General features: G+C 65.0%; 9 protein-coding genes. 6 read left to right on the top strand and 3 right to left on the bottom strand.

Features of this window, described 5'->3' with window-relative positions; genetic code table 11:
* Positions 1–76: 76 nt before the first annotated feature.
* Complete coding sequence (locus EV687_RS00720; protein WP_122225976.1) at positions 77–757, bottom strand: Fe2+-dependent dioxygenase; 681 nt, start codon at positions 755–757, stop codon at positions 77–79.
* Positions 758–896: 139 nt separating this feature from the next.
* Positions 897–3,131: a TonB-dependent receptor gene (locus EV687_RS00715; RefSeq protein WP_242612403.1), complete on the bottom strand. Its 2,235-nt coding sequence runs from the start codon at positions 3,129–3,131 to the stop codon at positions 897–899.
* A 349-nt stretch (positions 3,132–3,480) separates the two neighbouring features.
* Here EV687_RS00715 and EV687_RS00710 point away from each other — a divergent pair, with 349 nt between their 5' ends.
* From EV687_RS00710 to EV687_RS00690, 5 genes are all read left to right on the top strand, one after another.
* On the top strand, positions 3,481–4,212 hold the full coding sequence (locus EV687_RS00710) for a response regulator transcription factor (protein ID WP_122225975.1): 732 nt from the start codon (positions 3,481–3,483) through the stop codon (positions 4,210–4,212).
* Positions 4,209–5,549: a sensor histidine kinase gene (locus EV687_RS00705; protein ID WP_122225974.1), complete on the top strand. Its 1,341-nt coding sequence runs from the start codon at positions 4,209–4,211 to the stop codon at positions 5,547–5,549. Before EV687_RS00710 ends, EV687_RS00705 begins: the two co-directional genes overlap by 4 nt.
* 366 nt (positions 5,550–5,915) lie before the next feature.
* Entirely contained in the window at positions 5,916–6,935 is a 1,020-nt protein-coding gene (locus tag EV687_RS00700) for an isochorismate synthase (protein ID WP_165392803.1), read from the top strand.
* Between the two features lie 7 nt (positions 6,936–6,942).
* Entirely contained in the window at positions 6,943–7,194 is a 252-nt protein-coding gene (locus tag EV687_RS00695; protein WP_122225972.1) for a phosphopantetheine-binding protein, read from the top strand.
* 56 nt (positions 7,195–7,250) lie between these two features.
* On the top strand, positions 7,251–11,210 hold the full coding sequence (locus tag EV687_RS00690) for a non-ribosomal peptide synthetase (protein ID WP_122225971.1): 3,960 nt from the start codon (positions 7,251–7,253) through the stop codon (positions 11,208–11,210).
* A gap of 106 nt (positions 11,211–11,316) precedes the next feature.
* Here EV687_RS00690 and EV687_RS00685 read toward each other — a convergent pair whose 3' ends face one another.
* Positions 11,317–13,695, bottom strand: a complete 2,379-nt coding sequence (locus EV687_RS00685) for a TonB-dependent siderophore receptor (protein WP_162846507.1) — start codon at positions 13,693–13,695, stop codon at positions 11,317–11,319.
* Here EV687_RS00685 and EV687_RS18845 point away from each other — a divergent pair.
* Positions 13,694–14,011 carry a hypothetical protein gene (locus EV687_RS18845; protein WP_162846506.1) on the top strand — a complete coding sequence of 106 codons (318 nt, stop codon included), beginning with the start codon at positions 13,694–13,696 and terminating at the stop codon, positions 14,009–14,011. The genes EV687_RS00685 and EV687_RS18845 overlap by 2 nt on opposite strands.
* Positions 14,012–14,018 lie beyond the last annotated feature (7 nt).

Here is a 14,018-nt window from a genome sequence, read left to right as displayed (position 1 = left end):
TGGCTTGACTTTCACCACGACCAATGGCGTGGCATGTACGCGCCCGGTCGTCCTGCCGCCTGCGCCCGGGTGCGCGTCAAACCTGCGCCCATTGCCGCAGCAGATTGTGATAGACGCCCGTCAATCGGTTGAATTCCTCCTCGGTGCCCAGGCGCCGGGCCAGATGCTGGATGGCAGTGTCCAACTCATAGAGAATGGCTCTTCGTGCATCGTCGGCCACCATGCTCTGCGTCCAGAAAAATGACGCGAACCGCTGGCCTCTGGTGACAGGCCGAACGGCATGCAGGCTGGAGCCGGGATAGACCACCGCATGGCCGGCCGGCAACTTGATCGACTCAGCCCCATAGGTGCCATTGATGACGAGCTCGCCACCGTCATACCCCTTGGGGTCACTGAGGAACAGCGTGGTCGACAAGTCGGTGCGAATACGCTCGCCGGTGCCCCGGTTGACGCGAATGGCGTTGTCGATGTGAAAACCGTACGCGCCACCGCCTCGATAGCAATTGAACATCGGCGGCAAGATACGCAGCGGCAACGCGAAAGATACGAACATCGGATTCTCTGCCAGCGCCTGCAGGATGCGCTGGCCCAGCGCGATGGCCAGCGCATCCTGCGCGTGCAACTGCAGATTGCTCTTCTGCCCCACGGCCGCATAACCGGCGGTATCGCGACCGTCGCACCACCCTGCCTGCTCCAGCTGGCCACGCATGTGCGCCACCTCATCGGAATTCAGTACATCGGAAATAACCAGCATCATGGTCCAGCCTCTTTCTGTCTGCTCAGATCATCCGGACGGGGTCGGCGGGGAGTGCCAAACGTGGACGGCCTTGCTGCCCGGCAGGCACATCCCCCCGTGGCGGACACGCCTGACCCGCGCCCGCCCCGGAGACGAGCCATCATTGAAACCGGTAAGTTGCCGTCAACATGTAGGAGCGGCCCGGCGCCACGTTGGCAAAAATGCCCACATGAGACGCGTCGAACATTTCATCGTTGGTCAAGTTGTTGACATTGAACTGCAGCGAGAAGTCTTTGCTGACCGCATAGCGGGCCATCACGTCATAGCGCGTGTAGCTTGGCAGCACCAGCGTGTTGTCGTCATTGGCATAGCGATCGCCCAGATAGGTCGCACCGCCACCAAGGCTCAGACCGGGCAGGATCTCATAGGTCGTCCACAGGCTTGCACTTTGCTTGGCGATGAACTTGATCTGGTTGCCGTCATACACGCTGGTGCCACTGCGATACGTTTTGATCTTCGGATCAAGGTATGAATAGCCGGCCCAAATCTGCCACCGGGGCGTGATGGAGCCCGAGGCGCCAAGTTCCAAGCCGCGCACGCTGTTACTGCCCCCCAGGCTGACCTCTCCAGTCAGGGGGTCGGTCGAACGGGCGTCCGTTTTCTCGGTTTCGAAAACCGCCGCCGTTAGCGACAGGCGCTGCTCCAGAACCTCCCATTTGGTGCCGAGTTCCCAACTGCGGCTCCTCTCCGGCTTCATATCTCGAACCGTGGCAGCGCCTCCCACCCCGTCCGCTCCTCCGCCTTGGCCCAGGTTCTCTCCTGCCGGATTGGAAGAAGTGGCATAGGAAAGGTAAACGCTGCCGTTCTCGGCGGGCTTGTACACCACGCCCAACTGGTAGTTCCAGAAGTCGTCCTTGCGGCGGATACTGTAATTGTTCACCTCAAACGATTCGCGACGCAGGCCTGCATTGACCGAGAAGCGCTCGTCGAACTCCACGGTATCGAAGAAGTACAGCGAACGGGTCTTGATGTAGCCATCCCTGACCTTGTCACCATAGATGAGGTTGTAGCTGTAGACGCCGTGTGGATCGGGGTTGTACAAGGAATCGAGGCTGCGCCCGGGCCCTCCGCTCATGGACTTGCTATAAACGTCCTCCTTGCTGAACTCCAGGCCGGCGAGAAACGTGTGCTTGAACGAGCCCGTCGTCAATTTGCCATGCAGATCTGTCTGATTGACGAGGGACCTGGTCGAGCGCCAGCGAAGGCGATCGTCGCGGCGAAATTGCACCGTGGGACCTTCACTGGCGCATGGCTCGCCAGATGCAGCCGTGCAATTATCGAACGTCGGGCGCGTCATCAAGTAATGATTGAGCGTCTTCGCATGCCGGGTGACGTTGCTCAGCCTCAGGGACTCCGAAAAATCATGTTCGAGCTTGATGGTGCCCGTCTTCATGGTGTTCTCGCGGAAATCGGCGTTGAGCCTGCCATAGAAGTTTTCGCGATCGACATCGGGCGGCACGCGCCGTTCATTGGCGGCATTGCTGAACGGGATCCCCAGATCGGGCATGTCGTCATTCTCGATGTGCACATATGACAGCGTGACGCGGGTGGGCGTACCGAGGCCAAACGCCACCGACGGCGCAATGCCCCACCGATCAACGGTGACGCCGCCACGTCCGGGCACCTCCCCGCCCATCTTCATCAGGTTCAGCCGCGCCGCCCCCGTCTCCGAGAATGCCACGTTGGCATCGGCCGTGGCACGCCACTGGCTGGCATTCCCCGCCCCGGCACTGACTTCCAGGAAACGATCCAGCCGGGGCGCCTTGCTGCTCAGATTGATGCTTCCGCCGGTACCGCCACGGCCCGTATAGGCCGAACTAGGCCCCTTGATAACCTCCACGGCCTCCAGGTTGAAGGTCTCGTGCGAACCCCGCGCATAGTCGCGCACGCCATCGATGAAGATGTCGGTGCTGGCCTCATAGCCACGCACGAATGGCCGGTCGCCAGCCGGCGTACCGCCTTCGCCGGAGCCCAGGGTGATGCCTGGTGTGGTGCGCAACACATCCTGCAGCGATGTAGTGCCGCGGTCGCGCATCAGTTCCTGGCCGATTACCGTCACCGAGCGTGGTGTATCAAGCAAGGATGCCGTGAATTTCGGATTACTTGCGGACACTGGCGCCTGGTAGGCTTGCGCATCCTCGGCTGCCGTCACCTCGACCTCCGGCAGGCTCGTGACAGACTCACTCTGGGCGTGTGCCGGCAGCATGCCCATGCTGCCGCCAAGCAGCGCGGCCCCCACCAGCATCGATCGCCCGAAGGCCGGCTGAAAACACTCCATCGGAATCGCCATGCATGCGTCCTGTTCGCCTGCGCGATCTTGGTAATCCTGCGTCATCTAAAGTCCCGCTTGAAAAGACATGAGAAAGTACAGGCCGTCCGCGCCACTGTGCGAGACGCGTCGGCCACACACTCGTGAAAACCGTCAATCACATCAATAAGATGCAATTTCATTCAAGCTTAGAATCCCTTCCATCGAATTTCCATCGAATGCGCCTCAATCCATTGATAAACAATAATAGGAATGAGTGATTTTCTTGTTTTCACGTTTATTTCACGCTCTATCTGCTACGTTCCCAACCGCATCCCATCGACGCCGGCCAACAGGACGGCAACCGACTGACACAGGCCGATGCGTCCGCCAACCATTGCGGTACCACCCACATCCATCAGATCCACCCATCCCCATGTCCATGGCCCCCGGCACAGCATTCAATCAAATGATCCTCATCGTCGAGGACGAGCGATCGATCGCCGAGAACCTGCTGTTCGCCCTCGAAAGCGAGGGGATGACGGCGGACATTGCACGCAATGCCGCCGCCGCGCTCTACCGCCTCGAACGCGAGAAGTACGATCTGGTGGTGCTGGACATCGGATTGCCGGACCTGGACGGCTACAGCCTGCTGAGGCAATTACGCCAGGAATTCCAGCTTGCCACCCCGGTGCTGATGCTCACCGCCCGCTCGGCCCTGGAAGACAAGGTGCAAGGCTTCATCAACGGCGCCGACGACTACCTGACCAAGCCGTTTGCGCTGCAAGAACTGGTCCTGCGTGCCAAGGCCTTGATCCGCCGCTCGCAGCAGCTGTGCGACACCGCGTTCGTGCTCCGCTTCGGTCCGCTCGAGCTCTCGCTCTCGAACCAGGTCGTCAAAGTGGATGGCCAGGATGTGCGGCTGACCCGCAAAAGCCTCTTGATCCTGGAACTGCTGATGCGCTATGCCGGTCGCGTCGTGCCACGACAAAAGCTGGAGGACTGTCTGTGGCAGGGAGAACCTCCCTCAGCCGAGGCTCTGCGCAGCCAACTGCACCTGCTGCGCAAGACGCTGCATGCCCATGGTTTCGACAGCATCGAAACCGTGCACGGCGTCGGCTGGCGCCTGGCTCACACCTCGGCCGCCGATCAGGCCGCAGCACCATGACCAGCAAGAAATCGATCGCCTGGCGCATCACCTTGGCCTTGACGGCGCTGATCGCCGTGGCCGTCTGCATGGTCGCGCTGTCCACCTATTACGTGTACCGCGGTATGCAGGAGTCGATGATCGACAAACTGATCCAGACCGAATCCAATCGGCTGATATCCCGCGTATCGCGCTTCGGCGCCACCTGGAAAAACGCGTTCGAGCGAGACATGGGCCCTTCCATGTTTGCGTGGGGCGAAACCGACATGCTGCGCGCCAGTACCATGCCTGACGCGCTGCGCGGCCTGCCGACCGGAATGCATTACCTGGATCGCGACGACAGCACCTGGCACGTCAGCGTCGCCGAGGTGATGGATGGCCGGCTCTATGTGCTCTACGACTCGGTAGTGCTGGAGCAACAGTCGCGCAGCTTCGCACTGGCGCTGGCGGCCATCGTGCTGGTCTTCTGCCTGCTGGCGCTGCTGATCAGCAGCACGGTGGCGCACTGGCTGGTGACGCCGCTCAATGCCGTGGCCGACCGCCTGGCCCGCTGGGCGCCCGGCAAGCCTCTGGATGGCATCTCCAGGGCCAACGAGGCCGAGCGACTGATGGAGGCCTTCAACCGGGTGCAGGACCAGGTCGATTCGGCAATTGCCGATCAGCGCGAATTCTCGGCCAACCTGCACCATGAAATCCGCACCCCGCTGACCGTGATCCGCAGCGACGCAGAGCTGCTGCAACGCCAGGTTCAGCCCGCCCGGCTACCGCAGGCCATGGCGCGCCTGGAACGGATCATCCGTTCCGTCGACGAGATCCGGCAATCGCTGGAGAGCACCTACAGCATCACTCACGCCAGTGCCAACGAGGCCGAAGCCCTGTCATTGGCGAGCTGTGTCCACGACATCACCGAAAGCCTCAGCGTCGAAGCGGAACGGGTCAGGCTGGAGATCGTCAACAGCGTACGCAGCGATCATTCAGAGCGAATCGTGCGACAAGCCCTGATGACCGTCATGCGCAACATCATCCGCAACGCCATGCTGCACGCAGCCCCTGCCCGGCTGGAGATCCAATCCATCGCATCGGGCATGCAGTTCACCGATTCCGGCCCAGGTATCGATGCTCATGATCTGCCCCATGTGTTCGAACGCTATTTCAGCATGCGCCGCCTCGACCAGAACCCCAGCGCGGTGTCCGATCGCCCGGCTTCGCGTGAAGGCCTGTACCAGACCGGCCTCGGGCTGGCGATCGCCAAGCGCGTCTGCGACATGCAGGGCTGGATCCTGGAAGTGCACTCGCCCGTAGCCCAGGGCCGTGGAACCCGCTTCACCCTCTTCTTCACCAAGCCTGACGATCACTGACACGAACACACTGCTGGCAACCCGTCGTCCCGACCGCGCCGCCGCCCGGCGCACCTTTCCGCCTTTTCGACTCCCCGGCCATCATCGACTGAAATGTCCCTCCCGAATATCGAACCTCACATGCGGGCGACACCAGGCGCCTTGCCGCGCACCACGCTGCAGCGCGAGGATGCCCCCCTGGCAGCACGGCGTTCGCCCGACCTGAGCAATTGCTTCATGCTCCACGGAGCAGCGCAAAGCCTCGCAGCCACTGGCGTGCACAAGCCCCTTTTCCAGGACAGCACGCACGCCTTGACCGGCTGCTGCGACACCGTGCTGGGGGCACTCGACCCCGACTGGGCCGCCGCGCCCCTGCTGGTCGGCGCCATGCCCTTCGACCGGGATGCGCCATGCTGGCTTTACCAGCCACAAACCATGCACACCATTGATTCGCTTCTTGCACCGAAGGCTGCTGGCTGCGCGCCCGCGGGCGGCGACTCCGCACAGGTGCAAGCGGTACCCGACCGCCGCAGCTATCAGGACATGGTGCGCCAGGCCACCGCACGGCTTGGCAATGGCACGGCAGAAGCCCTGCGCAAAGTGGTGCTGGCCCGCAGCCTGGAAATATCGCGCACTACGCCATTCGATCTGCGCCGTCTGCTGCGCCACCTCATGAACGATGCGAGCATCACCACCTATTGCCTCCCGCTGCCCGGCCCGGCACGGCACGCGGCGGCATCGCACCTGGTCGGCGCCACCCCGGAACTGCTGATCACACGACGCGGAAAAAACATCAAGTCGCTGCCATTGGCCGGATCGCTTCCCAAGCAGGCGAATCCGATGCTGGATCAGGCCGCCACCCGACGCCTTCTTCAATCGGCCAAAGACCTGCAAGAGCACCGGGTGGTCGTTGAATTCATCGCCGACCTGCTCAACCCCCTGTGCGCCAATCTGGCTGTTCCCGCTCATCCCTCACTATGCAGCACAGCCAGCATGTGGCATCTCGGCACACACATCAATGGCACGCTCAAGCATCCCGACGATCTCGCCACAAGCTCCAGCCTGGCACTCGCAGCGCGGCTGCAGCCCACGCCGGCCCTATGCGGCGCGCCAAGAGATGCGGCGCTCACCCTGATCCGGCAACTGGAGCCATTCGAACGAGGCTTCTACGGCGGCACAGCGGGCTGGAGCGACAATACCGGCGATGGCAGCTGGTACGTGGCCATTCGCTGTGCCGAAATCCAAGGGCCACGGGCCCGGCTGTTCGCCGGCGCGGGCATCATGCACGACTCATCCCCGGCAGCGGAAGCCGACGAAACCGCTGCCAAGTTCAGTGCTATGCTCCGCGCCCTTGAATTGGAGGGCCTGGAGCTCTTCCCCACCCTTGGCAACACCGCTTCGAGATGAAAAGACCATGAGCTCAGAACCCCTTACGCTCGCGCGCATGCGCGCCGATATCGCCCGCATGGTCCATGAACAGCCCGAGGACATCGGCCTGGACGACAATTTGATCGACCTGGGGCTGGACTCCATGCGCGTTCTCAATCTGTTGGTCAGCTGGAACGAAACCGGCATTGGCCTGGACTTCTCCGAAATCGCCGAACACACCACTCTGCAAGGCTGGTGGGAGGTCGTGCAACACCGGCTCGCCCAACTCGATCGTTGAGAGCCTGTAGATGGCCTCGCGCCCGGCCGACTCCCTCCTGTTTCCATCTCTTTGCCATGAACGCACCCGTTGCCGCCACCGATCTGCAGGCCTGCCGCTGGCCGCTCACCGAAGCCCAGTCGGGACTCTGGTACGCACAGCGGCTGGCGCCGCAGAACCCCTGTTTCAACACCGGCCACGCGCTGTGGCTGCAAGGCGCGCTCGACGTGGCGGCCTTCACCGCCGCCGCCAACCGGGCAGCCGCCGAGGCGCAGGCATTGCGGCTGGGCCTGCGCGAGTCGAGCCAGGGCATCGTCGAACAGTTCCTCGATGACGCCCGCACGCCATGGCTGCAGGTCATCGATGTCTCGGCCCAACCCCAGCCCGCGCAGGCTGCCCGGGAAGCCATGCGGGCCGACATGGCCACGCCGCTCGATCCGCAGCGCGACGCACTGGCGCTGCAGCGCCTCTACCGGCTGGGCGATGAGCAGTACGTGTGGTACCAGCGCGCCCATCACCTGCTGAACGACGGCTATGGCATGGCCCTGTGGGAAAGCCGCGTGGTCGAGCTATACAACGCCGCCGCGCAGGAGGGCACCGCCTCGGGCGGAGCAGGCCTGCCGCTGGGCAGCCTCGCCGCCGTGATGGACGAAGCCCACACTTACGCCACCAGCGAGCGACGCGCCAAGGACGCCGCCTACTGGCAAGCCTTGTTCGCCCGCCCCATCGAGGTCGCCGGCCTGGCTGCCAGCCAGAGTGGCAAGGCCATCAGTGCTCCGCAATGCCTGCGCGTGCGCACGGCACTGCCGCCCGCCTGGCGCCAGGCCCTGCTGGCCTTTGCCAGCCGCATCGACATTCCCTGGCCCGACGTGCTGACGGCCCTGACGGCCCTGTACTGCCAGCGCATGGCCGGAGCCGAGCAAACCGTGGTCGGCATCCCTTTCATGGGCCGGCTCGGCAGTGCCAGCGCGCGCGTGCCGGCCATGGTCATGAACGTGCTGCCGCTGCCGGTCGCCGCCCGGCCTGATCAGCCCCTTTCCGACTTCCTGCAGGAGATGGCGCGTGCCCAGTTGCGCGCGCGCCGCCATGGCCGCTACCGCAGCGAGCAGCTGCGGCGCGACCTCGGGCTGCTTGGCGGCAACCGGCGCCTCTATGGCGCGCTCATCAACGTGCAGCCGTTCTACCAGCCGCTGCATCTGAGCGGCCTCGAGGCCCGGCTGGAGATTCTCGGCACCGGCCCGATCGACGACATCACCATCGGCTTTCGCGGCAACGCCACCGAGGCGCTGGAGCTGGAGATCGAAGCCAACCCCGGCCTCTACGACCTGCCCACCGTGCAGGAGCATCTCGAGCGGCTGCAGGCCTTCATCCTGGCGGCGTTCGAGGCCGGCACCGCCAGCGGCATGCCACTGGCCAGCCCGACCGAGGCCAGCCGCTACCTGTTCGACGTCAATGCCACCGCGCATGCCGTGCCCAGCACCACGCTGGTGGCCCTGATCGAGGCACAGATGCGCCGCAGCCCTGCCGCACCGGCGCTGGAGTTCGATGGCCAGATCCTCAGCCATGGCGAGCTCGAACAGCAAAGCCGCGCCCTCGCCCAGGCGCTGCAGCAGCGCGGCGTCGGCAAGGATGTGCTGGTGGCGGTGGCGCTGCCGCGCTCGCTGGAGCTGGTCATCGCGCTGGTGGCCGTGCTGCGCGCCGGCGGTGCCTACCTGCCACTGGATCTGCAGCACCCACCCGAGCGTCTGGCGCGCGTGGTGCGCCTGGCCAAACCGCTGTGCGCGCTGGTGCGCCCCGAGGATGCCGCGCAACTGCCGCTGGAACTGCCGCGCCTGAGCACCACGGACTGGCCGGCCGCACCGGATGGATCGGCCGTGCTGCCGGGCGCGCCATCGCCGCACGACCTCGCCTATGTGATCTACACCTCCGGCTCCACCGGCGAGCCCAAGGGCGTGATGATCGAGCACCAGTCCATCGTCAACCGGCTCGAGTGGATGCGCCAGCACTATGGCTTCAGTGCCGCTGACCGCATTCTGCAGAAGACCCCTGCCACCTTCGACGTCTCGGTGTGGGAGTTCTTTCTGCCGCTGCTGGCCGGCGCCACGCTGGTCGTCGCGCCACCCGAGGCGCACCGCGATCCGGCCTGGCTGGCGCGCATCATCCGCCAGCAGCGCATCAGCACCTGCCACTTCGTTCCATCGATGCTGGCGGCCTTCCTGGCGGAGCCCGGCGTGCGCGGCCTGCAGATGCGCCGCATCTTCACCAGCGGCGAGGAGCTGCCTGCCGAGCTGCGCGACCTCTTGCACGCCACGCTGCACAGCGAGCTGCACAACCTCTACGGCCCCACCGAGGCGGCCGTGGACGTGAGCTACTGGCCGGCAGGCCCGCATGACCATTCGCGCCCGGTGCCAATCGGCCATCCGGTCTGGAACACACGGCTTTACGTGCTGGATGCGCAGATGCGCCCGCAGCCGCCCGGCGTTGCTGGCGACCTGTACCTGGGCGGGGTGCAGCTCGCCCGCGGCTACCTGGGCCGCGACGACCTGACGCGCGCGGCCTTCCTGCCCGACCCGCACCTGCCGGGCGAGCGCATCTACCGCACCGGCGACCTGGCGCGCTGGCGGCGCGACGGCGCGCTCGAATACATCGGCCGCAGCGATCACCAGGTCAAACTCCGCGGCCTGCGCATCGAGCTCGGCGAGATCGAGGCGGCCATCCAGACCAGCGGCATGACGATACAGGCCAGCGTCATCGTGCGCGAGGACCGCGCCGGCGACAAGAAGCTTGTCGCCTATGTGCAGCCCAGGCGTGGCGAAGCCTTCGACGCCGCCGCGCTGCGCCAGCACATTGCCGCCAGCGTGCCCGATTACATGGTGCCCAGCGCCATTGTGGCCATGGCGCACTGGCCGGTCACCAGCAACGGCAAACTCGACCGCAAGGCACTGCCGGCGCCGCAGTTCGCCAGCGCCGCCGGCCGGCCACTGCACACCGCCACCGAGCAGCGCCTGGCTGCGCTGTTTGCCGACGTGCTGGAGCTGAATGTCGCCGGAATCGATGCCGACAGCGACTTCTTCAGCCTCGGCGGCGATTCGCTCTCGGCCGTGCAACTGCTCGCCGCCGTGCAGCAGGAATGGCAGCGCAATCCCGGTCTCGGCGCGCTGTTCGCCAGCCCCTCGGTAGGCGCGCTGGCGGCGCTGATCGACGACGAGAAGGTCCGCTTCGACAGCGGCCTGGCACCGCTCATCGAGCTGGCCCATGCCCCGACGGGCAATGCCGCACCGCTGTTCGTCATCCATCCCGCCGGCGGCATCTGCTGGGGCTACCGCCATCTGGCGCGGGCCATCAGCCGTCCGCATGAGCAGAACTTCATGCCGCCCGGCGCCACGCCGCGCAGCGTGTTCGGGTTGCAGTCCCCGGCACTTGATCCGGGCCAGCCGCTGCCGGCCAGCATCGACGAGCTGGCTGCGCAATACGCCAATCGCGCGCTGGAAATCCAGCCCGAAGGTCCGATCCACCTGCTGGGCTGGTCGGTCGGCGGCATCATCGCGCAGGCCATCGCCGTCGAGCTTCAGCGGCGCGGAGTGCCAGTCGGCCTGGTGGCCATGCTCGATGCCTATCCCGCCGAGGTCTGGCGCGCCGAGCCCGAGCCCACGCCGCTGCAGGCGCTGCGCGCGCTGTTGGCGATTGCCGGCCACGACCCCGAGGGCCACCCGGAGCTGGACACGCAGGCCAAGGTCATCGCCTTCCTGCGCGCCGGCGACACGGCGCTGGGCAACCTGCCCGAGGAAGCGCTCAGTGGCGTGATCCGCGTGGTCACCGACACCAACCGCCTGATCCGCCAGCACCAGCAGCGCCGCTACCACGGCACGCTCACACACGTGCGCGCCGGCCGCGACCACACCAGCAAGCCGCAACTGCAGGCAAACCTCTGGGCTCCCTACGCCGACGCGCTGGTGGCGCTGGAAGTGCCCTTCCTGCATTCGCAGCTCACCGGTGCAGAGGCGACGGTGCAAATAGCCCCGCTGCTGCGGTTCTGATAGTCGCAGCAGCGGGGTTGCCCGGCGCCACCGGACAGAGGATGGCCCCGGGCAGTCAGGACGCGCGAATGAATCCGGCGGTCATGGCGGACTCATTCACGCCTTCTCAGTCGAGCATCCAGTCCAGCCGCAATGACACGCTGCGCGGCGTGCCATAGAAATTGTTAATGCCGTTCATGCGGGTACGCTGGTTCTCGTAGTAGCGCTTGTCCGTCAGGTTGTCGATGGCCAGGTTCAGGCGCGCATGGCGGCTGATTTCGTACTGCAGGTTGGCCTGCCAGATGCTGTAGCCCCCTTGCCGCACGTCGTAGAGGCTGCTGGTCTCGCTCTGGACGCGCATGCCGCCGCCGATGCTCAGCCGCCGCCACTGGCCCGGCAGGCGGTAGTTGGTGGCAAGGCGCAGCATGTGCCTGGGCGTGTGCTTGCTGTAGTTGCTGCCGCTGGTGTAGCGGCTGCCTTCGGTTTCGAGGTACTTGCTGTTGTTGAAGGTATACCCTGTCAGCAGGCTCCAGCCGGGCCGCAACTCGCCCGAGGCTTCCAGTTCATAGCCTCGGCTGCGCACCTTGCCCTGAGGAACATAGGCGTCGGAAGCGCTGTCGTACAGGGCCCGGTTCTTCTGCGTGATCTGGAAGATCGCCGCCGAGAGATTGAGCCGCTTGTCGAACAGCTCCGACTTGACGCCCAGCTCGTAGTTGGTGCCGATGACCGGCTCGAGCACCTTGCCATCGGCATCCATGTTGCTTTGGGGCTTGAAGATCCGTGTGTAGCTGGCATAGAGGCTGGTCTGCCCCGTCAGATCGTAGGTGGCGCCCAGGTAGGGCACGAACCGGTTCTTGCGCACATCGGCGTTGCGGCCATATTCGGAATCGGGCTGGCCGGCCCAGGTCTGGTACTGGTAATCGCCGCCAGCCTTGAAACGCGTGTAGCGCCCGCCCACGATCAGGTGCAGCGCATCACTGGCATTGAGGCGCGTGCCCAGCGAGACGGCGCGCTGGTCGATGCGGTTGCGGTAGCTCACGTCGTTCTGCAGGATGCTGGCGTCGCTCCAGTCCGGCTGCTCGATCTGTGCTGGATCGAAGGTCCAGACGTCGTAGCTGGTGCTGTCCATGTGGCGGCGCCAGCGTGAGTCGGCGCGCTCTCGCGAGAGCAGCGCTGTCAGGAACATCTCGTGCCGCCGGCCCAGCCATTGGTAAGGGCCGTGGAGGTTGACCTGCAGGCTGCGCTGGGTTCCAGTGTTGTCGTAGCGCTGCATGTTGTTCATGGGCAGCAGGCCATCGCCGCCAACGCCAGCGAAGGCCGCGGATGCCGAGGCCAGCCCGGCGAACTGTTGCTGCGAGTCGCTGTCGATGGCGTTGAACTTGGTGCTCAGTGTCCACTCGTTCTCGAAGTAGTGTGTCAGCTCGGCAAACAGGTTGTGTTTGGTGAAATCGTTTTTCGACCAGTCGGCTGCGAGATAACCCGAGCGCGGCAGGCCCAGGTCGGCGCCGCCACTGCCCAGCGGCAGGCCGAACAGGTCGGGCGTCTCGCGGCTGCGCTGGTACAGACCACCCAGTGTCAGCACGGTGGCATCGCCCAGGTCGGCATCGATGACGCCGTAGACGGCGTGGCGGCGATATTCCACTGCATTCTTGAACGAATCGCCGTCGGCCGCGACGGCCACCAGGCGTCCGCGCAGGGTTTTGGCGGCGTTCAGGCCGCCCGACACGTCCACGCTGGCGCGTTTGCCACTCCAGCTGCCCAGCGCGAACGAGCCACGGGCCTGGAAGTCGCTGGTCGGGCGCTTGCGCACCGCATTGATGGTGCCGCCCGGCTCGCCATTGGCCTGCGTCAGGCCGGCGGCGCCCCGCAACACCTCGATGTGGTCATAGATTTCCAGTTCGCTCATGCTGTCGGCCGACCGGTACGGGTTGGAGGAAGAGCCCGGCACGGTGCTGCTGACGCCATCCTCCTCGACCTGGTCGATATAGAAGCCCCGCGACTGGAAGCGGTAGCGGCCCGAATCACGGATGACGTTGATGCCGGTGCTCTGCCTGAGCACGGCTTCCATGCTGGAGAGGTCCTGGTCATCGATCTGCTTGCGGGTGACGACGCTGACCGATTGCGGCGTCTCGCGCGGCGTCAGCTGCAGCCCGGTGGTGGTGCTCATCACCGAGGCGGTGTAGGAGTTGGTGCGCTCGGTGGTGGCATCGGCAAAGGCGGTGTCGGTCACCGTCACGTCGGCCAGGCTTGGCCCGGCATCCTCGGCGCGTTGCACCACCACGGTATCGCCGCGATGCACGGCCAGCAGGCCGCTGCCCTGCAGTGCTGCCGCGATCGCCGCATCCGCATCGAGTTCGCCACGGATGGCGGGGGCGCGCAGGCCGCGAGCCAGTTCGGGCGCCAGCAGCAGTTGCATGCCGGCCTCCCGGCTGATCTGCGCCAATGTCGCATCCAGCGCTTGCGACGGAATGTCGAAGGCGCGCGACTGGGCCTGCGCCGCGCCCATGGAAAGTACCGCCCATGCCGCGGCCAATGCCTGCGCGAAGGCTGCTCCAGTGAATACACCCGGCAATGAGACGGATGATTTTTTACATACCCAGCGCTGGGGCGAGGTGGATCGGTCGCGACGCGACATAGGGCTTCCTTTGCTGTTCGTGATGAATGCGAGCGAAGCGCCATCGGGGCCTTCGGGCAGCGAGATGGCCGCTTCATCCCATGAGAACCTGTACACGATCTTTTCGCGGGCCACGTTGCTCGCGAAAAGATCGTGTACAGGATCTAAGACGAAGCAGTCCGCCCAATCCCGCATCTTTTTTCAATGACCTCCCA

The organism is Corticibacter populi (assembly GCF_004217315.1).
Lineage (GTDB): Bacteria > Pseudomonadota > Gammaproteobacteria > Burkholderiales > Burkholderiaceae_C > Lampropedia > Lampropedia populi.
Note: the sequence above shows the minus strand (reverse complement) of the source record. Positions and strands in the feature narration are given on the sequence as shown.

Bases quoted from the DNA above. Each gene is read 5' to 3' on its own strand.
- EV687_RS00720 (WP_122225976.1), bottom strand. From the start codon at position 757: ATGATGCTGGTTATTTCCGATGTACTGAATTCCGATGAGGTGGCGCAC.
- EV687_RS00715 (WP_242612403.1), bottom strand. From the start codon at position 3,131: ATGACGCAGGATTACCAAGATCGCGCAGGCGAACAGGACGCATGCATG.
- EV687_RS00710 (WP_122225975.1), top strand. From the start codon at position 3,481: ATGTCCATGGCCCCCGGCACAGCATTCAATCAAATGATCCTCATCGTC.
- EV687_RS00705 (WP_122225974.1), top strand. From the start codon at position 4,209: ATGACCAGCAAGAAATCGATCGCCTGGCGCATCACCTTGGCCTTGACG.
- EV687_RS00700 (WP_165392803.1), top strand. From the start codon at position 5,916: ATGCCCTTCGACCGGGATGCGCCATGCTGGCTTTACCAGCCACAAACC.
- EV687_RS00695 (WP_122225972.1), top strand. From the start codon at position 6,943: ATGAGCTCAGAACCCCTTACGCTCGCGCGCATGCGCGCCGATATCGCC.
- EV687_RS00690 (WP_122225971.1), top strand. From the start codon at position 7,251: ATGAACGCACCCGTTGCCGCCACCGATCTGCAGGCCTGCCGCTGGCCG.
- EV687_RS18845 (WP_162846506.1), top strand. From the start codon at position 13,694: ATGGAAAGTACCGCCCATGCCGCGGCCAATGCCTGCGCGAAGGCTGCT.
- EV687_RS00685 (WP_162846507.1), bottom strand. From the start codon at position 13,695: ATGGGCGCGGCGCAGGCCCAGTCGCGCGCCTTCGACATTCCGTCGCAA.